Source organism: Amycolatopsis ruanii (assembly GCF_003385175.1).
GTDB lineage: Bacteria > Actinomycetota > Actinomycetes > Mycobacteriales > Pseudonocardiaceae > Amycolatopsis_E > Amycolatopsis_E thermalba.
The window spans coordinates 15,499-38,912 of the sequence record NZ_PQHY01000035.1; the positions used below are offsets into that span (position 1 = coordinate 15,499).

General features: G+C 71.2%; 24 protein-coding genes. 14 read left to right on the forward strand and 10 right to left on the reverse strand.

The window, feature by feature from the left end:
• Positions 1-151: 151 nt before the first annotated feature.
• Positions 152-733 carry a TetR/AcrR family transcriptional regulator gene (locus tag D0D28_RS19590; protein ID WP_162830569.1) on the reverse strand — a complete coding sequence of 194 codons (582 nt, stop codon included), beginning with the start codon at positions 731-733 and terminating at the stop codon, positions 152-154.
• Positions 734-807: 74 nt separating this feature from the next.
• On the opposite strand from D0D28_RS19590, the gene mca reads away from it, so the two are divergent.
• Positions 808-1,632 (forward strand): mycothiol conjugate amidase Mca, encoded by an 825-nt coding sequence (gene mca / locus D0D28_RS19595; RefSeq protein WP_094004464.1) that lies wholly within the window; start codon positions 808-810, stop codon positions 1,630-1,632.
• On the opposite strand, the gene D0D28_RS19600 is transcribed toward mca, so the two are convergent.
• The 3 genes from D0D28_RS19600 to D0D28_RS19610 all read right to left on the reverse strand — a co-directional run bounded on the left by D0D28_RS19600 (position 1,604) and on the right by D0D28_RS19610 (position 4,848).
• Positions 1,604-2,263: a rhomboid family intramembrane serine protease gene (locus D0D28_RS19600; protein ID WP_094004463.1), complete on the reverse strand. Its 660-nt coding sequence runs from the start codon at positions 2,261-2,263 to the stop codon at positions 1,604-1,606. The two genes, mca and D0D28_RS19600, sit on opposite strands and share 29 nt — an antisense overlap.
• A complete protein-coding gene (locus D0D28_RS19605) occupies positions 2,260-3,300 on the reverse strand; it encodes an ABC transporter permease (RefSeq protein WP_094004462.1) in 1,041 nt (346 codons plus the stop codon). Before D0D28_RS19605 ends, D0D28_RS19600 begins: the two co-directional genes overlap by 4 nt.
• Positions 3,301-3,534: 234 nt before the next feature.
• A complete protein-coding gene (locus tag D0D28_RS19610; RefSeq protein WP_094004461.1) occupies positions 3,535-4,848 on the reverse strand; it encodes a PLP-dependent aminotransferase family protein in 1,314 nt (437 codons plus the stop codon).
• Between the two features lie 71 nt (positions 4,849-4,919).
• Here D0D28_RS19610 and D0D28_RS19615 point away from each other — a divergent pair, with 71 nt between their 5' ends.
• Positions 4,920-5,708: an alpha/beta fold hydrolase gene (locus D0D28_RS19615; protein WP_116111543.1), complete on the forward strand. Its 789-nt coding sequence runs from the start codon at positions 4,920-4,922 to the stop codon at positions 5,706-5,708.
• On the opposite strand, the gene D0D28_RS19620 is transcribed toward D0D28_RS19615, so the two are convergent.
• Complete coding sequence (locus tag D0D28_RS19620) at positions 5,705-6,151, reverse strand: DUF1772 domain-containing protein (RefSeq protein WP_116111544.1); 447 nt, start codon at positions 6,149-6,151, stop codon at positions 5,705-5,707. The two genes, D0D28_RS19615 and D0D28_RS19620, sit on opposite strands and share 4 nt — an antisense overlap.
• 454 nt (positions 6,152-6,605) lie before the next feature.
• On the opposite strand from D0D28_RS19620, the gene D0D28_RS19630 reads away from it, so the two are divergent.
• Positions 6,606-7,286 (forward strand): hypothetical protein, encoded by a 681-nt coding sequence (locus D0D28_RS19630; protein WP_116111545.1) that lies wholly within the window; start codon positions 6,606-6,608, stop codon positions 7,284-7,286.
• Here the strand turns inward: D0D28_RS19630 and D0D28_RS19635 are convergent.
• From D0D28_RS19635 to D0D28_RS19645, 3 genes are read right to left on the reverse strand one after another with little or no spacing between them, the layout of a single operon-like run.
• On the reverse strand, positions 7,243-7,707 hold the full coding sequence (locus D0D28_RS19635; protein ID WP_116111546.1) for a MarR family winged helix-turn-helix transcriptional regulator: 465 nt from the start codon (positions 7,705-7,707) through the stop codon (positions 7,243-7,245). The two genes, D0D28_RS19630 and D0D28_RS19635, sit on opposite strands and share 44 nt — an antisense overlap.
• 60 nt (positions 7,708-7,767) lie before the next feature.
• A complete protein-coding gene (locus tag D0D28_RS19640; RefSeq protein WP_116111547.1) occupies positions 7,768-8,667 on the reverse strand; it encodes a LysR family transcriptional regulator in 900 nt (299 codons plus the stop codon).
• 9 nt (positions 8,668-8,676) lie between these two features.
• The gene (locus tag D0D28_RS19645) at positions 8,677-10,071 is read right to left on the reverse strand and encodes an MDR family MFS transporter (protein ID WP_233157144.1); all 1,395 of its coding nucleotides are present in this window, start codon (positions 10,069-10,071) and stop codon (positions 8,677-8,679) included.
• Between the two features lie 98 nt (positions 10,072-10,169).
• Between D0D28_RS19645 and D0D28_RS19650 the strand changes: the two genes are divergently transcribed.
• The 11 genes from D0D28_RS19650 (at position 10,170) to D0D28_RS19700 (ending at position 21,458) form a co-directional block, all read left to right on the forward strand.
• Complete coding sequence (locus D0D28_RS19650; protein WP_094004453.1) at positions 10,170-11,000, forward strand: phosphoribosylaminoimidazolesuccinocarboxamide synthase; 831 nt, start codon at positions 10,170-10,172, stop codon at positions 10,998-11,000.
• Positions 11,001-11,068: 68 nt separating this feature from the next.
• On the forward strand, positions 11,069-12,124 hold the full coding sequence (locus D0D28_RS19655) for an SDR family oxidoreductase (protein ID WP_116111548.1): 1,056 nt from the start codon (positions 11,069-11,071) through the stop codon (positions 12,122-12,124).
• Between the two features lie 16 nt (positions 12,125-12,140).
• Positions 12,141-12,398 carry a glutaredoxin family protein gene (locus tag D0D28_RS19660; protein WP_094004451.1) on the forward strand — a complete coding sequence of 86 codons (258 nt, stop codon included), beginning with the start codon at positions 12,141-12,143 and terminating at the stop codon, positions 12,396-12,398.
• Positions 12,399-12,427: 29 nt separating this feature from the next.
• Positions 12,428-12,994 carry a TetR/AcrR family transcriptional regulator gene (locus D0D28_RS19665; protein ID WP_116111549.1) on the forward strand — a complete coding sequence of 189 codons (567 nt, stop codon included), beginning with the start codon at positions 12,428-12,430 and terminating at the stop codon, positions 12,992-12,994.
• Positions 12,995-13,102: 108 nt separating this feature from the next.
• The gene (locus D0D28_RS19670; protein WP_116111550.1) at positions 13,103-13,645 is read left to right on the forward strand and encodes a hypothetical protein; all 543 of its coding nucleotides are present in this window, start codon (positions 13,103-13,105) and stop codon (positions 13,643-13,645) included.
• 10 nt (positions 13,646-13,655) lie between these two features.
• Positions 13,656-14,561 carry a LysR family transcriptional regulator gene (locus tag D0D28_RS19675; RefSeq protein WP_116111551.1) on the forward strand — a complete coding sequence of 302 codons (906 nt, stop codon included), beginning with the start codon at positions 13,656-13,658 and terminating at the stop codon, positions 14,559-14,561.
• 100 nt (positions 14,562-14,661) lie between these two features.
• Positions 14,662-15,804 (forward strand): CaiB/BaiF CoA transferase family protein, encoded by a 1,143-nt coding sequence (locus D0D28_RS19680; RefSeq protein WP_116111552.1) that lies wholly within the window; start codon positions 14,662-14,664, stop codon positions 15,802-15,804.
• A complete protein-coding gene (locus D0D28_RS19685; protein WP_116111553.1) occupies positions 15,801-16,541 on the forward strand; it encodes an acetoacetate decarboxylase in 741 nt (246 codons plus the stop codon). The genes D0D28_RS19680 and D0D28_RS19685 overlap by 4 nt, the downstream gene beginning before the upstream one ends.
• Positions 16,538-17,392: a 3-hydroxyacyl-CoA dehydrogenase NAD-binding domain-containing protein gene (locus D0D28_RS19690; protein ID WP_116111554.1), complete on the forward strand. Its 855-nt coding sequence runs from the start codon at positions 16,538-16,540 to the stop codon at positions 17,390-17,392. Before D0D28_RS19685 ends, D0D28_RS19690 begins: the two co-directional genes overlap by 4 nt.
• The gene (locus D0D28_RS19695; RefSeq protein ID WP_116111555.1) at positions 17,389-18,558 is read left to right on the forward strand and encodes an acyl-CoA dehydrogenase family protein; all 1,170 of its coding nucleotides are present in this window, start codon (positions 17,389-17,391) and stop codon (positions 18,556-18,558) included. The genes D0D28_RS19690 and D0D28_RS19695 overlap by 4 nt, the downstream gene beginning before the upstream one ends.
• Positions 18,559-18,704: 146 nt before the next feature.
• Positions 18,705-21,458, forward strand: coding sequence for a PQQ-dependent sugar dehydrogenase (locus tag D0D28_RS19700; protein WP_116111556.1), 2,754 nt, complete (start codon positions 18,705-18,707; stop codon positions 21,456-21,458).
• 56 nt (positions 21,459-21,514) lie between these two features.
• On the opposite strand, the gene D0D28_RS19705 is transcribed toward D0D28_RS19700, so the two are convergent.
• Both D0D28_RS19705 and D0D28_RS19710 read right to left on the reverse strand, forming a co-directional pair.
• Complete coding sequence (locus D0D28_RS19705; protein ID WP_116111557.1) at positions 21,515-22,354, reverse strand: MurR/RpiR family transcriptional regulator; 840 nt, start codon at positions 22,352-22,354, stop codon at positions 21,515-21,517.
• On the reverse strand, positions 22,351-23,391 hold the full coding sequence (locus tag D0D28_RS19710; RefSeq protein WP_116111558.1) for a zinc-dependent alcohol dehydrogenase family protein: 1,041 nt from the start codon (positions 23,389-23,391) through the stop codon (positions 22,351-22,353). Before D0D28_RS19710 ends, D0D28_RS19705 begins: the two co-directional genes overlap by 4 nt.
• Positions 23,392-23,414 lie beyond the last annotated feature (23 nt).

A 23,414-nucleotide genomic window follows, 5' to 3' on the forward strand; every position in this document is an offset into this window, starting at 1 on the left:
CGCTCACTCGCCGCCTCGTGAACGGACCGTTCATCGCCCCACCATCGGCCCACTCGCGCACACATGAACGGACCATTCATCGCCCCGCCGCCGGCCCACTCACCGCCTCATGAACGGACCATTCAGTCGCCCCGCCGGTACGCACAAGAACCTAAATCGACCCCAGGCCGGACTCCAGTAGGTCGAACATCCGCTCTCCGGCGCGCCCCACCGCCGCCGCGACCTCGGCCTCCGGCTCACCATCGGCGATACGCCGCAGGACCTCGTCGAAGAGTAGGCGCGCCACGCTCCCGATCTGGGCGGCGACCGCGCGCGCCGTATCGCTGTCCAGCTCGTCGAGGAGCGATGCGGCCAGCGCTTTCTCCCGCTCCTCGTGCAGCTCCCGCAGACGGGCGAGCAGCGTCGGGCTCTCGACGATCATCCGGGCGAACTCCGGCCCCGAAAAACCCAGCAGCGCATCCCGCCGCTCGAGGCCCGCTCGCCAGGCCCGCCGGAACGCGGCGACCAGCGGCCGGCCCCGGACCTCCGCCAGGCTCGCCACGAACGACTCGTGCACGTCGAAGACCAGGTCCTCCTTGCGCGGAAAGTGGTTGGTCACCGTCATCTTCGCCACCTGCGCCGCCTCCGCGACCTGCGCGATCGTCACCTCCTCGAAGCCCCGCGAGATGAACAACCGCGTGGCCACGTCCGAGATCGCCTGCCGCGTCCGCTGCTTCCTCAACCCGCGCTCCATGCACCCCACCCTAGCCAACTGATTAGGTTTGACCTAAAATTAGGTCGAACCTAACCAAAGCGCAGGAGGCACCGATGCGGCTGATGGCCGTCCACGCCCACCCCGACGACGAGTCCAGCAAGGGCGCCGCCACGCTGGCGCGCTACGCCGCGGAAGGAGCCGACGTCCTGGTCGTCACCTGCACCGGCGGCGAGCGCGGCGACGTCCTCAACCCGCGCCTGAACACCCCCGAGATCCGCGCCAACCTGCCCGAGATCCGCCGCCGGGAAATGGCCCGCGCGCGCGAGATCCTCGGTGTGCGGCAACGGTTCCTCGGCTTCCGCGACTCCGGCCTGACCGACGACCCGCCCGCGGACAGCTTCGCCCGGCAACCCCTCGGCACCGCCGTGCACAGGCTCGTCGAGGTCATCCGCGAGTTCCGCCCGGACGTGCTCGTCACCTACGACGAGACCGGCGGCTACCCGCACCCGGACCACATCCGCACCCACGAGGTCGCCGTCACCGCGTTCGACGCCGTCACCGGCACGCCCTGGCAGATCGCGAAGCTCTACTACCTCGCCACCCTGAGCCGCCAGTGGTTCCAGGCCATGCACGACGCGCTCACCGCACGCGGCCTCGACTCCGCCATGGGCGAGGTCCTGGCCGAACTGCCGGACACCGAAATCCCGATCACCACGCGAATCCACTGCGCGGACTACTTCGACGTCCGCGACCGCGCCCTGCTCGCCCACGAAACCCAGGTCGACCCCGCCCACGGCTTCCTGCGCCACCCGCGCGACGTCGAACGCGAGGTGTGGCCCACCGAGGACTACGTGCTGGCCCGCTCGCTGGTCCCGGCCGACCCGCCCGAGGACGACCTGTTCGCCGGGATCAGGGCTGTTTCGGCGGATCCAGCATGACCGTCGGGTCCGCCGGCGCGGGCTCGACCTGCTTGCGCCGCCGCTCCCGGAACACCCAGCCGCCGATCACGCCCGAACCGAACCCGAACAGGTGCCCCTGCCAGCTGATGCCCTCCTCGGCGGGCAGCAGCGCGGTGAACTGGTAGGCGAAGCACAACGCCATCACCAGCCCGATGACGAGGTCGATCGGCCGCCGGTCGAACAGTCCCCGCACGATGATGTAGCCGAAATATCCCAGCACGACACCGCTCGCGCCGGCGGTCACCCCGTTCGCCGGCGACACCAGCCACACGCCGAGCCCGCTGCCGATCACGATCAGCGCCGTGACACCGAAGAACTTCCGCACCCCGCGGTAGGCGGCGAGGAACCCGAAGATGAACAGCGGCCCGGAATTGCTCTCGATGTGTCCCCAGCTGAAGTGCAGGAACGGGGCCGTCAGCGCCTCGGGCAGCGAACTCAGCTCGCGGGCGCGGATGCCGAAGTCGAAGCTGAGCGCGTAGTCGGTGGCCCAGTTGACGATCTGCACGATCCAGATGACGGCGAGGAACCCGACCATGACCCACAGCGCCTTGCGCGCCTCGGCGATCATGGCCTGGGCTTCGGCGCCACTGGGCAGCGGGCGTTCCTTCATCCGGTCAGGGTAATGGAATTCGCGGCATTTTCCCGGCGAATCCGGAACGCCGAGGCGAGCAGGGTCACCACGAGCCCGGCGACGCCCCAGACCACCAGCACCACGATCGGCCCGCCGGTCGCGTTGCCGGCGAAGTAGACCTCGTCGCGGATCGCCTCGGTGCCGGCGCCGTTCGGCAACCAGTCGCCGATCGCGCGCCAGAACGGCGGCAGCAGTTCGGTCTGGTAGGCGCCGCCCGCGCTCGGGTTGCCGAGGATCACGAAGATCAGCACGGTGATGCCGACGCCGATGACGCCGAACAGCACCTGGAAGGCCATCGTCACGGTCGCCGCGGCGAAGGTGAGGGCCGCGCCGATCCACCACAGGGACAGGAAGTGCCCGGTCAGCGCGCCGAGGACCTGGTCGACGACCAGCGCGCCACCCAGGCCGGACACGATCGCGTAGGGCACCATCGCGGCGAGGCGGATCGCCGTGCGGCGCAGGGTCGCCGGCCGGGCGCCCTTCGCGATGCCGAGCGCGGCGGCGGCGAGGTAGCCGCCGACGAGCCAGCCGACGACGGCGTAGAACGCGGTCAGCCCACGCGCGTCGCCGGGCTGTGGTGGGACGAGGTCGGTGACGGTGAGGGTGCGGTTCTGCGCGGCGTCGAGCTGGGTGAAGACCTGCTCGACGGCGGTGGCGAGGGCGGGGCCCGCGGCGGTCGCGACCAGGAGGGTGTCGGTGGTGCCCGCGGTGTCGATGAGGTAAGCCGCCTCGACGTCGCGGTCGAGCACCCGTTGGCGCGCGTCGGCCGGGTCGGGGCTCGGCGACGCCTCGATCGGGGTGCCGTCGATGGCGTTGATCCGGTCGACCGTCTCTTGTGGACCGACGACGGCGACGGCGATCCGGTGCGGCGTGGGGCTGTGGAAGGCGCCGACGTAGGACAGGATGAAGCCGAGCTGCAGGAGCAGCACCCCGAGGACGAGCAGAACGGTCCGCGGGGCGATCGCGTCCCGCAGATCACCGGCGAGGCCGCGCGGGCCGCTGTGTTCGCTGGTCATGGCCCGAACCTAGGCTCGGCGGGGCCGTCCCGCGCGGCGAGAATTCACTCGATCCTGGTGCCCGCGGCAGGGAAGGCGATGACCGGCGGGGGCGGATGGCCGGACGAGGAGAGGTTGCCCCCGTGACCGCCTTGGCCCGGGGCGACCATCCCCTGAACCGGGGGTGAGCGGACACAGACGGCGGGTGGCTGGCCCCGGCGCTCCCCGCGGTGAGTGCGCGGCCAGCGCCCGGCGTCACTCGATTCCGCTGTCCTCCGGGCTGCTTCGCGCCAGTGCGGCCAGCGTGTCCAGCGCCCCGGCCAGCACGTCGAGCCTCGGGGAGGCCAGTGCGAGCCGCACGGCGGTGGGGGCTCGGCCGGGGGTTACGGCGAACGCCGCGGCCGGGGTGACCGCGATGCCGCGCCGCGCGGCTGCCGCCACGAAGGTTTCCGCCCGCCACGGCTCCGGTAGCTGCCACCAGCAGTGGTAGGCCCGCGGATCCGCCCGCACCGAGAAGCCCGCCAGCCGCGTGCGGACCAGCTCCTGCCGCGCCATCGCGTCGTCGCGCTTGGCGGCCTCGATCTTCGCCAGCGTGCCGTCCGCCATCAGGCGCGTCGCCACCGTCAGCGGGAACTGCGCGGCCGCCCAGCCGCCCGACCGCACCGCGGCAGCCAGCCGATCACGCAGAACCGGTGGCGCCACCGCGAAACCCAGCGTCATCCCGGGCGCGAGCCGCTTCGAGAGGCTGTCCAGCACGATCGTCCGCTCCGGCGCGAGCTCCGCCAGGGGCGCGACGTCCGGCCGCAGGAAGCCGTTGATGCCGTCGTCGATCACCGGCAGGTCCCGCTCCCGCACCGCCTCGGCCAGCTCGGCCCGCCGCGCCGCGGGCATCGTCACGCCCAGCGGGTTGTGCAGCACCGGCTGCAGGTAGACCGCCCGCAACCGCGGCGGCAGGTCCGGCACCACACCGGACGAGTCCATCTCCAGCGGCACCAGCGTGACCCCGAGCCGCGCCGCGATGCCCTTCACCACCGGGTACGTCAGTGCCTCGACCCCCAGCCGCTCGCCCGCCGGGACCAGCGCGGCCATCGCGGCGGCGATCGCCTGGCGGCCGTTGCCGGTGAACACCACATCCCCCGCGTCCGGCGCCCACTCGCCCCGTGCCAGCACCCGCGCGGCCTCCGCGCGCGCTTCGGCGGTCCCGGTCACGACGGACGGCCCCAGCCCCTGGACCAGCAGGTCCGGTCGCAGCACCGGGCCGAGGCTCGCGACGATCAACCCGGGTTGTTCCGGCAGGACCGGGAAGTTCAGCTCCAGGTCCACCGTCGCGCCCGCGGGTTCGGCCAGCGCGGACTCCGGCTTCGGCGCGGCGCGGATGTACGTGCCCCGCCCGGTCTCGCCGACCGCCAGCCCGCGCCGGACGAGCTCGCCGTACACCCGGGCCGCGGTGGAGACCGCGATCCCGCGCTGCCGGGCGAACCGGCGCTGCGGCGGCAGCTGGTCACCCGGGCGGAGCCGCCCGGCGGCGACGTCGGCGGCGACCGAGTCCGCGATCGTCCGGTAGTCCATCCACACCCCACATTGCACCGAGAGCAATATTGGTATTGCACCGAGCATATCACCGGATCTACGGTCGGGGCATGACGATCGACATCGCCTTCGACGACAAGGGCTCGGGCCCCGCGCTGGTCCTGGTCCACGGCCACCCGTTCGACCGCTCGATGTGGCGGCCGCAGCTGGACCACTTCAGCGAGCGCGGCTGGCGCGTCATCGTGCCCGACCTCCGCGGGTACGGCGAAACGACGGTGGTGCCCGGCAAGACGCCGCTCACGGTGTTCGCCCGCGACCTGGAAACGCTGCTGGACCGGCTGGACGTCGGCGAGTTCGTCCTCGGCGGGCTGTCGATGGGCGGGCAGATCGTGATGGAGTGCCACCGCCTCTTCCCGGAGCGGATCCGCGCACTGGTCCTCGCCGACACCTCGCCCCGCGCCGAGACCGAGGCGGGCAAGCGCAATCGCACCGAGATGGCCGAGCGATTGCTCCGAGAAGGGCTCCGCCCGTACGCCGACGAGGTCCTCACGAAGATGGTCGCGCCCGCCAACGTCGCCGCGATGCCGGACCTCGCCGAGCACGTCCACCGCATGATGCGCTCGACCTCGCCGGAGGGCGCGGCGGCGGCGCTGCGGGGCCGGGCCGAGCGCCCGGACTACGTGCCGACGCTGGCCGGGATCCGCGGGCCGACACTGGTCGTCGTCGGCGACCAGGACGAGTACACCCCGGTCGCCGAGGCCGAATTCCTGCACGCGCACGTCCCCGGCGCCGAACTGGCGGTCATCACGGGCGCGGCGCACATGCCCAACCTGGAACGCACCGTGGAGTTCAACTCCGTCCTCGCGGACTTCCTGGCGACGCTGCCTCAGGCGTCCTAGGAACCGAGCGCCGCGGCCAGCAGGACGAAGGCGGCGATGATGACGGCGACGCGGCCGTAGTGGAAGCGGTCCCACCGGTTCGCCTGCTGCTTCCAGTCCGCGGGCCGGTTCTCGGGGGTCCACGTCTTGCTGCGGTTGTTGATCGGGACGAGCAGCAGGACCGACATGAGCACGCTGACCATCAGCAGCGCGCCGGCGGTGACCACGAGACCGGTGCCGTGCTGCCACCCGGCGATCGCCCAGATCGCGACCAGGACGACCGAGGTGATGTACCAGACCGGCATCACGGCGCCGAGCATCCGGCCGCCGTAGGCGCGGCCGCGCAGGGCGCTGTCGTCCGGCAGGTGGTCGAGGATGCGGTTGATGACGAAGGCGACAGAGAACTCCACCCCCACCATCACGCCGACGACGACGGTCGTGAACACCTCGAGTGCGTTGAGCATGGGGATCTCTCTCCTGGAATGCTAGCGTTGATAGGCAACATGGCAACGCTAGCATTTCTACCGCTCGTTCGTCTAGCAGTGCTAGCACTGCGCCCGGGCGACGGCGGCGGGGAGAACGGAATTGGTGGTCAACCGCGGAACCACACCGGCGCCCCAATGGTCGCGCCACGGGCGCTGGCCTCCACTGCGGATTCGTCCTCGGCGGGCTGTCGATGGGCGGGCAGATCGTGATGGAGTGGCACCACCTCTTCCCGGAGCGGATCCGCGCACTGGTCCTCGCCTGGAACGCGCCGCCGAGTTCAACTCCGTCCTCGCGGACTTCCTGGCAAGGCCGCCTCAGCCGTCGTAGGCGGCGCGCGCCTGCTCGATCTCCTCGACCGTGGGATGCGCGTTGCGGCACCTCCGGTTCTGAACGACTGCAGGCGCCATCGATTCATTCCGGAGGAGACGAAGAATGCGTGCGGTGATCCGGGTGTCGGCGGCCGGGCTGTTCGCCCGGACGGGCGTGGCCGGCGTGGTCGACGAGGCCGGCGCCGGGGTGGCGTTCGCGCCCGGGGACGCGGTGATCGGGCTGCGGACCAGGCCGGCCGGCCCGCTCGGCGCGTGGGCGGAGCACATCGTCCTCGACGCGGACGCCGTCGCACCGGCACCGGACGGGGCGGACCCTCCTGGTGACCGGCGCGGCCGGCGGGTTCGCGGTCGAACTCGCCGCGCTACGCGGGCTCCGGGTGGTCGCGGCCGCGAGCGCGCGCGACGAGGAGAGAACCTCGCCGAGGGGGTGCGCAAGCGGGTGCCGGGCGGGGTCGACGGCGCGATCGACGCGGCCGTGCTGGGCTATCCGGCGCTGGACGCGGTCAAGGACGGCGGCGCGTTCGTGGCGGTGATCGGCAACGGGCCGGACAACTACCGGGGCATCCGGATCCGCCCGGTGCGGATCAAGGCCGACGGTGTGGCCCTCACCGGGCTGTCCCGGCTGGCCGCGGCCGGGCACCTGACGTGGCGGTGGCCGGCACCCTCCCCCTGGCCGACGCGGCGAAAGCGGCGGCGCGGCTGCGGGACGGCGGGCTGCGGGGGCGTCTGGTCCTGGTGCCCTAATCCCCGCGGCCGAGGTGGTGCTGGAACAGCTTCCGGCTGATCCGGCCCAGCTCGGCGAACTCGTCGTCGCTCAGGGGGGCCACCACGGAATCGTGCACGGCCTGGCGGTATCCGGGCGTCACGCGGTGGAGGAAATCGGCTCCCTCCGCGGTCAGCACGGCGTACAGGCCGCGGCGGTCCGTCGGGTGTTGTTCGCGGCGGACCCAGCCGAGGCCGGCCAGCCGGGTGATCCGGTAGTTCAGCCTGCTGCCCGGCGAGAACAGCACGGCGGCCAGCTCGCCCATGCGCATCCGGCGGTCCGGCGCGCCGTCCAGCCTGGTGAGGATTTCGTACTCCGCATGGGAAATGCCCGCTGCCTCGTGCAGGTGCCGTTCGAGCGCGCGTTGCACGAGGGTCTGCGCGCCCAGGTACTGCACCCAGGCCCGGAGCTGGTCATCGGACAGCCGGTGGCTCTCCCGCATGGACCCTCCCAGTTGGTCGGCAGAGGCTGGAATATAGCCGATCGGCAGGGAACAGCCGGGTCAATTCAGGCACCGCTGCACGTGGCCCGGCACCAGAACGGCCTTGCGGCGGAGGATTTCGGTGAACGCCGCGGAAACGGGATCGCCACCCGGGCGCGTGTACGCCGCCAATCGGCGTCGCACCGGCGGGTCCGGGCGCAGCAGGTGCCCGGCGAACCGGGGCGGCAGCACGTTCGCCGGCACCAGCGCCGGACCCAGACCGGCCGCGGCCAGCGACGGCGCCGCGGCCGTCTGTTCGGTCCGCACCGCGGCGCGCGGCTGGGACCACGCCGTCGCGCAGGCCTGGTCCAGCAGATCGGCGAGCCCGTTGCCGGGCGCGTAGTGCACCCATTCCCGCTCGGCGAGGTCCGCGAGGCGCACCCGCGTGCCGTCCGCGGCCGGATCGTCCGGCGGCACCACGACGACGAACTCCTCCTCGCCCAGCGGGTGCACCGGACCGTCCCAATCGGACGGTGGCGGCCCGACGGCGAGATCCGCCTGCCCCTGGGCCATGGCGGCGGCCAGTTCGTCGGCGTGCCGGTGCTCGAACAGCCGCACGTGCACCTCCGGATGGGCCCGCCGCCACGCCTTGAGCACCGGGGGCAGCACGCCCAGGCTCACCGAGTACACCGTCGCGACCATGATCTCGCCGCACTGCAGCCCGGCCGCCTGCCGCGCGGCGGCCACCGACTTCCGCGCCGCCGCCAGCGTGGCCCGCGCGTGCGGCAGCATCGCCCGGCCCATCGGCGTCAGCCGCACCGACCGCGGCAGCCGTTCCAGCAGCGGTCCGCCGGTCGCCCGCTCCAGCGCCCGCACCTGGTGCGACAACGCGGGCTGCGTCACGTGCAGCAGCTCGGCCGCCCGCGTGAACGAGCCCGCGTCGACGATGGTCACCAGGTACTCCAGCTGGCGCAGGGTCATGAACGAAGCTTATGCCGCGACCGGAACCGCGCGGACCCGCTCATGCTGCTGCGCTCGCCACAGCCACCACGCGGCACCCAGCGCGATCACCGAAGCGCCGGTCAGCCACCAGAACGCGACCTGGAAGGCGTGCTCGGCGCCGGTGGGCAGCAACCGGGACAGCACGATCGCGGACATCGCGCCGCCGACCGCGCCGCCGACCCGCATCAGGATGTTCAGCATCGTCGTCGCGTCCGGCAGCTGCTCGCGCCGCACCGCGGTGAACGCGGCGGTCCCGGCCGGCGACGCCGACAGCGCCAGCGCCATCCCGCGCAGGAACAGCAGCACCTGCAGCAGCACCGGGTCCGCGTCCGCGCCGAGGACGGCGAACGGCGCCGTGGTGAGCACGGTGAACACCCCGCCGGCGAGCGCGACGATCCCGCCGCCGTACCGGTCGGTCAGCCACCCGGCCAGCGGCAGCACCACCATCGTGCCCAGGCCGAGCGACAACAGCGACAGCCCGGTCGTCACCACGTCGGCGCCGCGCAGGATCTGGAAGTACAGCGGGAACAGCAGCATCGCCCCGAACATCGCGGCGCCGATGAACAGGCTGGACACCGTGCCCGCCGCGAACACCGGGTTGCCGAACAGCCGCAGGTCCAGCAGCGGCCGCTCCCGCCGCCACGACCGCAGCGCGAACACCACCAGCCCGGCCGCGCCGAGCGCCAGCGCCACCAGCACCGACGGGCCGATCCCGCCGCCGCCCTCACCGACCGCGGTGAGCGCGTAGACGAACAGCGGCAACCCGAGCCCGACCAGCGCGAACCCGGTCCAGTCCAGCCGTCCGGCGCCACCCGGCTCACCGCGCGGCACGTACTTCAGCCCGAGCGCCACCCCGATCGCGCCGATCGGCAGGTTGATCAGGAACAGCCACTCCCAGGACAGCGAGTCCAGCAGCACCCCGCCGACGGTCGGTCCGATCGCGGGCGCGCTGCTCACCGCGATGCCGAGGATGCTCATCACGCGCCCGAGCCGCGCGGGGCCGACCGCCTGGCCGAGGATCGTCTGCCCGGCCGGGGTCAGCAGCCCGGCGGCCAGGCCCTGCACGACGCGCAGCGCGACGAGCCACCCGATGTCGCCGGCCAGCGCGCACAGCCCGGACGCGACGGTGAACGCCGCGAAAGCGCCCAGCCACAGCCGCCCGACACCGATGCGGCGGCCGAGCCACCCGCACAGCGGCAGCGACACGGCGAGCGCGATCAGGTAGGCGGTCGTCACCCACTGCACCTCGCCGAGCGAGGCGCCCAGGTCCGTGCCGATGCGGTCGAGACCGACGTTGACCAGTGACGAGTCCAGCATGCCGACGAAGGCGCCGAAGACGATCACCAGGGAGATCCGCCACACGGGCCAGGGAATCCGTTCCATGATCCCGAAGCTAGAACCTCTAGTAATGTCGAGGTCAATGCTCGCTGAGCAGCACCGTAGGATGGGCGCGGCGAAATCCGGCGACACGGGACGGGACGATGAAGCACATCTACGCGGGCAAGGTCCGGGAGCTGTACTCCGACGGGGACGACATCCTGCTCGTCGCATCCGACCGCATCTCGCTCTACGACGTGGTGATGCCCACTCCGATCCCGGACAAGGGCAAGCTGCTCACCCAGCTGTCGCTGTGGTGGTTCGAGCACCTCGCGGAGATCGTGCCGAACCACGTCGTGTCCACCGACGTGCCCGAGGAGTTCGCCGCCCGCGCGATCCGCGTCAAGCCGCTGAAGATGGTGCAGGTCGAGTGCATCGCGCGCGGCTACCTGACCGGCCTCGGCCTGAAGGAGTACCAGAAGCAGGGCACCGTGTCCGGCGTCGCACTGCCGCCGGGCCTGGTCGAGGGCAGCAAGCTGCCGGAGCCGATCTTCACGCCGACCACCAAGGCGACCGAGGGCCACGACGAGTTCATCACCTTCGACGACGTGATCGCGCAGGAGGGCCGCGAGACCGCGGAGCGCCTGCGGGAGCTGACCCTGGCGATCTACCGCGCGGGCGCCGAGCGGGCCGCCGCGAACGGGATCATCGTCGCGGACACCAAGGTCGAGTTCGGCTGGGACGCCGACGGCGTGCTGACCCTCGGCGACGAGGTCCTGACGTCCGACTCGTCGCGGTTCTGGCCGGCCGACCGGTGGCAGCCGGGCCGCCCGCAGTTCTCGTTCGACAAGCAGTACGTGCGTGACTGGGTCAGCGGCACCGGCTGGGACAAGACGCCGCCCGCGCCGGAGATCCCGGCCGACGTGGTGGCCACCACCCGCGCCCGCTACATCGAGGTCTACGAGCGGATCACCGGACGCACCTGGGGCGCATAAAGAGCGTTCATGGGTCCCGGTACCAACGGGACTTGGACTTATCGCTCGCGGCGGCGGAACCTGGGCTCATGAGCACGGAACGCAAAGTCGCCCTGGTCGCCGGGGCGAACGGGGTCATCGGCCGCAACCTCGTCGACCACCTGGTCTCGCTCGGGGACTGGGAGGTGATCGGGCTGTCCCGGCGCGGCGGGACGGGCCGCGGGCGCGTCCGCCACGTCGCGGTCGACCTGCTGGACCCGGCCGACGCCCGGGACAAGCTCGGCGGGCTGACCGATGTGACGCACGTCTTCTACGCGGCCTACCAGGACAAGCCGACGTGGGCCGAGCTGGTCGGGCCGAACGTCGGGATGCTGGTCAACCTCGTGGACGCGATCGAGCCGGTCGCCCGCGGGTTGCGGCACATCAGCCTCATGCAGGGCTACAAGGTCTACGGCGCGCACCTCGGCCCGTTCAAGACGCCGGCCCGCGAGGACGACGCCGGGCACCTGCCGCCGGAGTTCAATGTGGACCAGCAGAACTTCCTGGAGCAGCGGCAACGGGGCAAGGCGTGGACGTGGTCGGCGCTGCGGCCGTCGGTGGTGTGCGGGTTCGCGCTCGGCAACCCGATGAACCTGGCGACCGTGATCGCGGTGTACGCCTCGATCTCGAAGGAACTCGGCGTACCGCTGCGGTTCCCGGGCAAGCCCGGTGCGTACACGTCGCTGCTGGAGATGACCGACGCCGGGCTGCTCGCGAAGGCGACCGTGTGGGCGGCGACCGACGAGCGCTGCGGCAACCAGGCGTTCAACATCAACAACGGCGACCTGTTCCGGTGGCACGAGCTGTGGCCGAAGCTGGCCCGGTGGTTCGACCTGGAAGTGGCGCCGCCGCTGCAGATGTCGCTGGAGACGGTCATGGCGGACAAGGAGCCGCTGTGGAACGCGATGCGTGAGCGGTACGGGCTGGAGCCGTCGTTCGGCGAGGTGTCCTCGTGGCGCTTCGGCGACTTCGTCTTCGGCTGGGACTACGACGTGATCGCGGACGGGTCGAAGGCTCGCCGGTTCGGGTTCCACGAGTTCGTCGACACCGAGGAGATGTTCCTGTCGATCTTCGACGAGCTGCGCAAGCGTAAAGTCATCCCGTGATGGCTAACCTGAACGCATGAGCACTCCCGTGGAGTTCTACTGGCGCCCCGGCTGCGGCTTCTGCATGGCGTTGCGGGCCGGCCTGGAGCGGGCCGGCCTGCCGTTCACCGAGGTGAACATCTGGGAGGAGCCGGGAGCGGCCGAACGGGTCCGCGAGGCCGCGAACGGCAACGAGACGGTGCCCACGGTCTTCGTCGGCCCGACGGCCATGGTGAACCCCAGCGTGGACGAGGTGCTGGCGGCGGTGCGCGAGCACGCTCCCGAGCTGCTCTGACGCGATCTACCGGTAGGTACAGTGGAGCCGTGGACACCTCGGAGCGGCTGATCCGCAGCACGCAGGAGCTGCTGCGGGACCGCGGCTACGTCGGCACCAGCCCGAAGGCCATCCAGCAGCGCGCGCAGGCCGGCCAGGGCAGCATGTACCACCACTTCAGCGGCAAACCGGCCCTCGCGCTCGCCGCCATCCGCCGCACCGCCGAGGAGTTGCGTGCCGAGACCGAGGCCCTGCTCGCCGGTGGTGGCACCGCGCTCGACCGGATCGAGAAGTACCTCCTGCGTGAGCGGGACGTCCTGCGCGGGTGCCCGGTCGGGCGGCTGGCCCAGGACCCGGACATCGTCGCCAGCGAGGACCTGCGGCAGCCGGTGCACGAGACCTTCGACTGGCTCCGGCGCCGGCTCGCCGAGGTCCTCGCCGACGGCGTCGCACGCAACGAACTGCCCGCCGATCTGGATCCGGACGCCACCGCGGTTACCCTCGCCGCGGTCGTCCAGGGCGGCTACGTGCTCGCTCGGGCGGCCAGTTCCGCGGAACCCTTCGAACGTGCGATTGATGGGGTACGGAAGTTGCTTGGAGCGATTTCCCAACACTGACCGTAATTTGGACGCCGTTTTCCCGCCCCGCGTGTATCGGCATCACCCGGTTGCGGTACAAATGCGCGCAACTGTCGGTATGCCTTCGCGTCTCGAAAGGTGGGTCCGGTGAACGACGAAGTGTCGGTGGCCGAACTGCTCGAGCGCGAGGGCTGGACGGAACAGCCGCGCGCGCCGAGATCCCGGTTCCAGGTGGTGGCCGTGATGCTGGCCGTCGTCCTGGGGTGCGGGCTCGCCGCGATCCTGGTCAAGGTCGGCGCGGACACCCAGCCCACCGACGACGCCGCGTTGTTCAGCCTCCCGTCCGGGCCGACCGGTGGCCTCGCCGGCGGTGGCGTCCCGGAGAACCCGCACACCACCGAGCGCACCAACAGCTCGTCCCGCGTCGTGGTCACCAACCAGGCCACCGACGCCGACGCACCCGGCAACGGCATCCCGTGGTCCACGAAACCGCGCACCAGCACCTCCACCGAAACGGTGACGGTGACCGACTCCAACCAGCCGCCGGCCTCGAGCACCGATCCGGGGTCGCCGCCCGGGCAGACCGGCCCGAGCCAGACCGGCACCGCGCCCGGCGGTGACACCACGACCACCACCACCCCGTCGCGCACGCCCCCGAGCTGCATCCTGATCATCCTCTGCCGCCCGTAAGCTCGGCCGGGTGGAGATCTTTCACCTGCGCTACTTCGTCGTGGTGGCCGAGGAGCTGAACTTCTCGCAGGCCGCCCGCAAGCTCCACATGGCCGCGTCCCCGCTGAGCCAGCGCATCAAGGACCTCGAACACGAGCTCGGGCACCAGCTGTTCCGGCGCAGCACGCACAGCGTCGAGCTGACCGACGCCGGCGCCGCGCTCCTCCCGCTGGCACGCGAAGCCCTGGAACACTTCAACGCGATTCCGTGGCGCCTGCGCGAGGCCATCGGGCCCCGGCACCGGATGGCGCTCATCGGGGTGCCCGCCGGGCTGCACCCCGATCTGCGGGCCCGCGTGCAGGAGCTGGAGGAACGCTGCCGCGACCGGTTCGACCTCAAACGCTGGCCCGGCCGCACCAGCGATCTGATCGAGGCGGTGCACGACGGCCGGCTGAGCCTCGCGCTGGTCCGGCTGCCGGTGAGCGACCCCGCGCTGGAGGTCGTGCGGGTGCTGTCGGAACCGCTGGGCGCCGTCGTGCCCGACCACCGGTTCGCCGGCCGCGACTCGCTGAGCCTCACCGACCTCGCGGACCTGCCGTACGTGCCGGTGCCACCGGAAGCGCAACCGTTGTATTTCGAACAACTGGACCAGGAATTGCGCGCGGCAGGTGTGAAGAAACGCCTCAAACCGCCGCAGACGGACTATTCCGGGGTCGCCGAGATCGTCGCGAGCGGGCTCGGGTTCACCGTCTCGATGCTCGACCCGCGCAGCCCGATGCGCAACTACAGCGTCGAGAACGTGGCCGTGCTCCCGATCACGGATTTCCACCCCGAGCTGCGGACCGGCCTGATCTGGCGGCGTGACCGGGCGTGCGACGGCGCCGAGCTGACCGGGCTCGTCGCGGACGCCAGGGAGGTTTTCCGGCAATTGGTATGACCGCTGTGGTCATACCAATGTTCGCGCATTGATCATTCCCTTTCCGCGTTTTCCGGCCTACCGTCGAATTGTCAGGTGAGGACGAGAACGAGGAGCAGGAATGAGTGGTCCACTCGACGGGATCCGGGTCATCGACCTCTCCACGGTGGTGATGGGCCCCTACGCCGCGCAGATCCTCGGCGACCTGGGCGCGGATGTCATCCGGATCGAGGCGCCCGGCGACTCGGCCCGCAACGGGCACTACCGCACCACGCCGGGCATGACCGCGCTGGCGATGGCCGTGAACCGCAACAAGCGCAGCGTGGCCCTCGACCTCAAGGACGACGAGCAGCGGGCGCGGGCGCTCGCGCTGATCGACACCGCGGACGCCCTGATCACCAACATGCGGCCCGGCGCGCTCGGCAGGCTGGGCCTGACCTACGACGAGCTGTCCCGCCGCAACCCGAAGCTGGTCTACGCGCACGCGCAGGGTTTCCGCGGCGACTCCGACCGCGCCGGCCACGCCGCCTACGACGAGACCGTGCAGGCCGCGTCCGGGCTGGTCGACATCGCCAACCGGGCGCTGGGCAAGCCGGTGTACCTGCCGACGATCCTCGGTGACAAGGTGTCCGCGCTGACCATCGCCTACTCGGTGCTCGCCGCGCTGCTGCACCAGCGCAGGACCGGGCGGGGCCAGCGCATCGAGGTCCCGATGACGGACACGCTGATCGCGTTCAACCTGGTCGAGCACCTCGCCGGGCACACGTTCGAGCCGCCGTCGGCGCCCACCGGGTTCCCGCTGTCGATGGGGCAGGGTCACCGCGCGGTGCGCACCAAGGACGGCCTGGCGTGCGTGATCCCGTACAACCCGCGGAACTTCCGCGACTTCTTCGCCGCGGCCGGGCGGCCCGAGCTGGCCGAGGACCCGCGCGTGAACGGCGACTACGTGGACGCGGCGGACAAGGACGCGCTGGCCGCCCTGATCGAGGAGTGCGCTCCGGCGCTGACCACCGCGGAGTGGGCGGAGGTGTGCGCGAAGCACAGCATCCCGATGGCGCCGGTGCTGGAACTCGACCGGGCCGAGGAGGACCCCTACGTCCGCGACGGCGGGTTGATCCAGCTGGTCGAGCACCCGACCGAGGGCGCGATCCGCACGGCCGGCATCCCGGTGCGGTTCTCGGAGACGCCGGCCGAAATCCGCCGCCTGCCGTCGGTCCCGGGCGCGGACACCGAGGAGGTCCTGCGCGAGGTGAGCGGACGATGAAGGCCACCGCGGTCGCGCAACACCTCACCACGCCCCTGACCAGCCCGGCCTACGCGCCGACCGTGCCGCGGTTCACCGATCGCGAGTACCTCAACATCGTCTACCGCACCGATCGGGACGCGCTACGAGCCGTCGTTCCGGAACCGCTGGAGGTCGACGAGCCCCTGGTGCGCTTCGAGGTGATGCGGATGGGCGACGTGAGCGGGTACGGCCCGTACACCGAGGCCGGGCAGGCGATCCCGGTGCGGCTCGGCGACGAGCGCGGCGAGTACCTGCACGCGATGTACCTGGACAACTTCCCGGCCACAGCGTCCGGCCGCGAGGTCAGCGCCTACCCGAAAACCGTTGGCGCGCCACGGTTGTGCGTCGACCACGGCGCACTGGTGGGCACGCTGGACTACGGCACGCTGCGGGTCGCGACCGCGACCATGGGCTACAAGCACCACCGCCTGGACCCCGGCGAGGCCCGCGAGCAGATCGCCGTGCCGACGTTCATGCTCAAGATCGTCCCCGGCTACGACGGCCGTCCACGCGTCGCCGAGCTGGTCCGCACCCGGATCACCGACGTGACGGTCAAGGAGGCGTGGACCGGGCCCGCGCGGCTGCAGCTGTTCGAGCACGTCCTGGCCCCGCTGGCCGATCTGCCCGTGCGGGAGGTCGTCTCGGCGAGCCACGTGCTGACCGATCTCACCCTGGCGCCGGTCACCCCGGTGCACGACTACCTGGAGGCGTCATGAAGATCGCGGTGATCGGCGCCGGCACGATCGGCCTGTCCTGGGCCGCGCTGTTCGCCGGGCACGGGCACGAAGTGCGGGTCAGCGACCCGCGCCCGGACCTCGTGGAAGCGGTGGGCGACCTCGACGTTCACATCGCGGCCTCGGTCAGCGAAGCCGTGCGCGACGCGGACGTGGTGCAGGAGAACGGACCCGAGCGCCTGGACTTCAAACGGGAGCTGTTCGCCAAGCTCGTCGCCGAGGCGCCCGCGCACGCGCTGCTGCTCAGCTCGTCCTCGGCGATCCCGTCGAGCGAGTTCACCGCGGGGATCGACGGCTCGCGTGTCCTGATTGGACACCCGTTCAACCCACCGCACGTCATGCCGCTGGTGGAGGTGGTCCCCAACCCGCGCACGACCGAGGAAACCGTGCGGAAAGCCGTGGAGTTCTACCGCTCCCTGGGCCGCGTCCCGGTCGTCGAGCACCGGGAAGTTCCCGGTTTCGTGGGCAACCGGCTGCAGAACGCCCTGCAGCGCGAGGCGATCCACCTGGTGCAGGAGGGTGTGGTCGATCCGGCCGGGCTGGACGAGGTCGTGGTCAACTCGCTCGGTCTGCGCTGGGCGGCGGTCGGGCCGTTCCTCGGCTCGCACCTCGGCGGCGGGCCGGGCGGCTACCGGCACCTGGCCACGCACATCGGATCGTCGATGCGGCGCCTGACGCTCGGGCAGCCGGACGACAGCCCCGAGGCGACCGAGCGCGTCATCGAAGCCGTGGAAAAGGCCTACGGCGACCGGGAATACACCGAACTCGCGGCGGAGCGCGACCGCAAGCAGCTCGCGATCCTCGCCGCCCGCGGACAAGGAGACACGAAATGAGCGCCGATTTCTACGGCTACGAGGACCTGCTGTCCGAAGAGGAGCGCAAGACGCTGCTCAAGGCCCGCGACTTCCTGCGCGCCGAGGTCAAGCCTCTGGTCAACGAGTACTGGGCGCGCGGCGAGTTCCCCCGCGAGCTGATCGGCAAGTTCCGGGAGCTGGGCCTGGCCGGCGTGGCGTACGAGGGCTACGGCGATCCGCTGCCGCGCGGCAGCCACCTGCTGACCGGGATGCTCGCCGCGGAGTACTCGCGCGTCGACGCGTCCGTGGCGACCTTCTTCGGTGTCCACAACGGACTCGCGATGTACAGCGTGTACGCCGGCGGCGACCAGGAACAGCGCGACCGCTGGCTGCCTGCCATGGCCGCGATGGACAAGATCGGCGCGTTCGCGATGACCGAACCGCTCGGCGGGTCGGACGTGGCCGGCGGCATGCGCACCACCGCCAAGCGCGAGGGCGACACCTGGGTGCTCAATGGGGCCAAGCGCTGGATCGGCAACGCCACCTTCGCCGACCTGGTCGTCGTGTGGGCCCGCGACGTCGACGACAACCGCGTCAAGGGGTTCGTCGTGGAGACCCCGGCCGAGGGGTTCGCACCGGTCAAGATCGAGAACAAGGTCGCGTTCCGGATCGTGGAGAACGCCGAGATCACCCTCACCGGCGTGCGCGTGCCGGAGGCGAACCGGCTGCAGAACATCCGCTCGTTCCGGGACGTCGCCGAGATCCTGCGCGCCACCCGCGGCGGCGTTGCCTGGCAGGCGCTGGGCGTGATGATCGGCGCGTACGAGGCCGCACTCGCGTACGCGAAGGAGCGCGAGCAGTTCGGCAAGCCGATCGCCGGCTTCCAGCTCGTGCAGGACCTGCTGGTCAAGAGCCTGGGCAACATCACCGCCTCGTGGGGCATGCTGGTCCAGCTCGCCCGGCTGCAGGACGCCGGGATCTTCCGCGACGAGCAGTCCTCGCTGGCCAAGGCGTTCGTCACCGCGCGCATGCGCGAGGTGGTGGCCTGGTGCCGTGAGCTGCTCGGCGGCAACGGGATCGTGCTGGACTACGACGTGGCGCGGTTCTTCGCCGACGCGGAGGCCATCTACTCCTTCGAGGGCACCCGCGAGATGAACACCCTGATCGTCGGCAAGGCGATCACCGGCCAGAGCGCGTTCGTGTAGCCGATCTCGCATTACAGATCGGTAACTGTCAGCAACGAATTCCCCCTTTCAGGCGAAGAGAAGTCGTACGCCTGGAAGGGGGATACATGCACTCTCGGTGGTTAGCCAGACGCTTACTCGCGTTCATCGGGACGGGACTGATCACGTTGGGCCTGGTCACGGCGATCTCGGCCCCGCAGGCCGCCGCCGCGCCACCGCCCGGCTTCGTGCTGCTCGACCAGCCGACCGGTCAGAACGCGTTCGACCTCACCGACTTCGCCTACCTGCCGGACGGCAGCTACCTGACCACCGGCAAGGGCGGCAAGCTCAACTGGACCTCCACCGACGGCAAGACCACGCGGACCCTGCGCACCCTGAGCGTACGCAACCAGGGTGACCTGGGCCTCGTCAGCGTGGCCGTGGCGCCCGACTACGCCACGTCGAAGGCCATCTACCTGATCCGCTCGGTGCCCGGCGCGACGTCGTTCACGCTGCGCCTGGCGAAGTGGACGGTCACCGGTTCCCCCGAGCCGACCGGCATCACCGGTGAGCAGACGCTGCTCGAGATGCCCGGCGGGTCCGATGTGCACGGGATGACCGGTCTCATCGCGGCCGACGACGGCACGCTGTGGGTGTCCACCGGTGACAACGCCGACTACACCCGCGTCGACGAGAACGCGCTGAAGACGCTGGACGTCAACAGCCCCCAGGGCAAGGTCCTGCACATCAACGCCAACGGCAGCGGCGTGTCGACCAACCCGTACTACGACGCGGCCAACCCCACCGCCACCCGCAGCAAGGTGTTCGCGAGCGGTTTCCGCAGCCCCTTCCGGTTCACGCTCGACCCCAGCAGCGGCCTGCCCGTCGTCGGTGACGTCGGCTGGAACGAGTGGGAGGAGCTCGACCTGGTGCAGCCGGGCCGCAACTACGCCTGGCCGTGCTGGGAAGGCAACCACCGCACCCCCGGCTACGCGGACCTGCCCGGGTGCGCGTCGGTGACGAACAGCGCGCCGCTGTGGGAGTACCACCACGGTGACGCCTCCAACCAGGGCAACAGCATCACCGCCGGCATCGTCTACACCGGATCCAGCTACCCCGCCGACTACCAGGGTGCGTTCTTCTTCGGCGACTACGTCGGCAAGAAGCTGTGGACCGCGCGCTGGAACACCGCGGGCACGCTGACCCAGGCGCCGCAGGATCCTCCGCTGGCGACCGACATCGGCGGCCCGGTCAAGTTCGCCGCGGCCCCCAACGGCGACATCGTCTACGCCGACATCTACACCGGCAACCTGCGCCGCCTGAGCTACGTCACGGGCAACTCGGCCCCGGTGGCGAAGGCGACCACCACCTCCGACCCGGCGACCCGCACCGTCACGTTCGACGCGTCCGAGTCGACCGACTACGACGGTGACGCGCTGACCTACACGTGGAACTTCGGCGACGGCACGACCGGCACCGGCGTGACCACCACGCACACCTACACCGCCGACGGCCCGTTCACCGCGACGCTGACCGTGCGCGACCCGCTCAACAAGACCGGGACCACCTCGTTCACCGTCGCACCGGCCAACCACACGCCGGTGATCACGCTGACCGAGCCGGCCGCGAAGAACTTCGCGATCGGTGAGTCCGTGTCGCTGTCGGCGACCGCGACCGACGCCGAGGACGGCGCGCTGCAGGTCAACTGGACCAGCATCGTGCTGCACTGCCCGGAGGAGGAGACCTGCCACTCGCACCCCGGCGTGGGGGCCAGCGGCTCGACCTTCAGCGTCCCGTTCACCGACCACCCGGACTCCCGGATGATCCTGACGGCGACGACCACCGACAGCGCGGGCGTGTCCACGAGCACCAGCTACACGGCCTGGCCGCGTCAGCACCGGCTCACGCTGACCTCGAACGTGCCCGCGTCGCTGCAGATCCCGTCCGAGGGCGGCGTGAACAGCGCGCTGGTGACCGAGGGCGTCACGCTCGACGTGGTGGCCGCGGAGACCGCGTCCGACGGCGCGTCCAAGTTCTCCGCCTGGGAGAACGGGGCGACCAGCCGGACGCGCACGTTGACGGTCACCTCGGATCTGACGCTGACCGCGACCTACGCGACGGCCATCGACCAGCGCTACAACAGCGACCCCGCGGTGCGGGCGCTGCTGGGCGCCCCGACCGCGCCCGAGGTGCAGGACGGCAACGTCAACTACCGGGTCTACGCCAACGGCCGGATGTACTGGTCGGCGCAGACCGGCGTGCACGAGATCCACGGCGCGATCCTGGGCAAGTTCCTGGAGCTGGGCGGTCACACCCGCTTCGGCGCGCCGACGACCGATGAGCTGACCACGCCGGACGGGGTGGGCAAGTACAACCACTACATCGGCACGCCCGGCACGCTGACGGCGTCGATCTACTTCTCGCCGAACACCGGAACCCACGCGATCTGGGGTGCGATCCGGGAGAAGTGGGCGGAGAAGGGCTGGGAGGCCGGCCCGCTCGGCTACCCGACGACCGATGAGCTGGTGACGCCGGACGGGATCGGCCGGTACAACCACTTCAGCAAGGACGGGTCGATCTACTGGACGCCGGCGAACGGGGCCCACTCGATCTGGGGCCTGATCCGGCAGGTGTGGCAGCAGACCGGCTGGGAGGCCGGGCCGATGGGCTACCCGGTGACCGACGAGCTGATCACGCCGGACGGGATCGGCCGGTACAACCACTTCAGCAAGGACGGGTCGATCTACTTCTCGCCGTCGACGGGCGCGCACGAGATCTACGGCGCGATCCGGGCCCGGTGGGCGGCCCTGGGCTGGGAGAAGTCGTACCTCGGCTACCCGACGACGGGCGAGTTCGCCTCGGCGGGTGGACGGCGGAACAACTTCCAGTGGGGCTACATCCAGTGGTACCCGAACGGAACGGTCGTCGACCGGCGGTACTGAGTTCCGCTGAGAAAGCCGCCCTCCTCGCCACGCGCGGGGAGGGCGGTTTTTCGTTGTCAGTAGTAGAAGTGCAGCGTGTCGAGCAGCCGGTGGTCCGGCTTCGGGTCGCCGAGCTCGATCGCGACCTCGGTGATCAGGGCCTGCGTCAGCGCGGTCAGCGCGGTCAGCGACCGCCGGTGCGAAACCCCACTGGTCTCCGCGAACAGCCCCACCTCCGCGAACTCCACCAACGGCGACGCGGCGTTGTCGGTCAGCGCCACCACCGGCAACCCGGTTTCCTTGGCATACCCCGCCACCCGCACGGTGTCCGCGGCATAGCGGCGCACCGAGAACACCACCAGCAGCTCGTCCTCGCGCAGTTCCTTCAGCTCGTCGGGCAGCGAACCGCCGCCCAGCTGGTGCACCGCGGGCAGGATCTCACCCAGCCGCTGCGCCGCCAGATCCGCCACCGGCCGGCACTCCCGCAGGCCCATCACATGCACGCGCGGCGCCCGCGCGACCAGCTCCACCGCCCGCAACCACGACGCCCGCTCCAGGTGACCGAACGTGCGCGCCAGGTTGGTCTGTTCCTGTTCCAGCGTCGCGGAGAGCAGGCCGCCCGGTTCCGCCTCACCGGCGTGCTCGGCGCGCCGCGCCACCTGCGCCTGTTCGGCCACCCACGCGCGGCACAGCTCCATGATGTCGGGATATCCGGGCAGCCCCAGCGAGTTCGCGAACCGCGTCACCGACGACTCGCGCACCTCCAGCAGCCGCGCGGCCTCGGTGATGCCGCGGTAGGCCGTGCCCTCCGGGTCGGCGAGCAGCAGGTGCGCGATGCGCAGCTGCCCGGAGACCAGTTTCGGCAACCGGCTCCGGAGCAGCTCCGCCAGCTCCTGGTAGCTCCCCGGGGCCTTCACACGCGCAACTCCACGACGGTGACGCCGGCGCCGCCGACCGGATCGTCCATCGCCATCAGCGCGGCCGGTGCTTCGTCCAGCGTGATCCGCCGGCCGATCAGCGCATCGAGGTCCATTGTGGATCGTTCGATCACGGCGAGCATCTCCGGGTACTCGTGGGCCTGGATGCCGTGGCTGCCGAGGATTTCCAGTTCGTCGGCGATCACCCGGTGCATCGGGATCGGCGGCACGCCCCGCCCCGGCGGCATCAGCCCGACCTGGACGTGCCGGCCACGCGGGCGCAGGCTCGCCACGGAAGCCGCGCAGGTCTGCGGCAGGCCGACGCAGTCCAGCGACACGTGGGCGCCGCCGCCGGTGATGTCACGGATGGCGGCGGCGGTGTCCTGCGCAGCGTCGACCGTGGCTTCCGCGCCGAGTTTCGTGGCCAGCGCGAGGGCTTCCGGCGAGAGGTCGACGGCCACGACCCGCGCGCCCGCGGCGACGGCGAGCATGACCGCGGAGATGCCCGCGCCGCCGCAGCCGTGCACGGCGACCCACTGCCCGGCGGTGGCCCGCCCCTGCCGCAGGACGGCGCGGAAGGCGGTGCCGAAGCGGCAGCCGAGGGCGGCGGCCGTGGTGGATCCGAGGCTGTCGGGGAGGCGGACGAGGTTGACGTCAGCGTGGTCGAGGGCGACCAGCTCGGCGAAGGATCCCCAGTGCGTGAACCCGGGCTGGGTCTGGTTCGCGCAGATCTGCTGGTTGCCGGTGACGCACTGCTCGCACGCGCCGCAGGCGCACACGAACGGGACGGTGACACGGTCACCAGGTGACCAGCGGCGCACCCGGTCGCCGGTCGCGACGATCCGGCCGGCGAGTTCGTGACCGGGCACGTGCGGGAGGGTGATGTCGCTGTCGTGGCCGCGCCAGCCGTGCCAGTCGCTGCGGCACACGCCGGTCGCCTCGACCGCGACGACCACGCCGTGTGGGGCGGGTGACGGGTCGGGCAGGTCGCGGACCTGCGGTGTTGCCCCGAACTCGGTGAAGACGACTGCGCGCACCCCGACACCCTACGTGGCTTCAG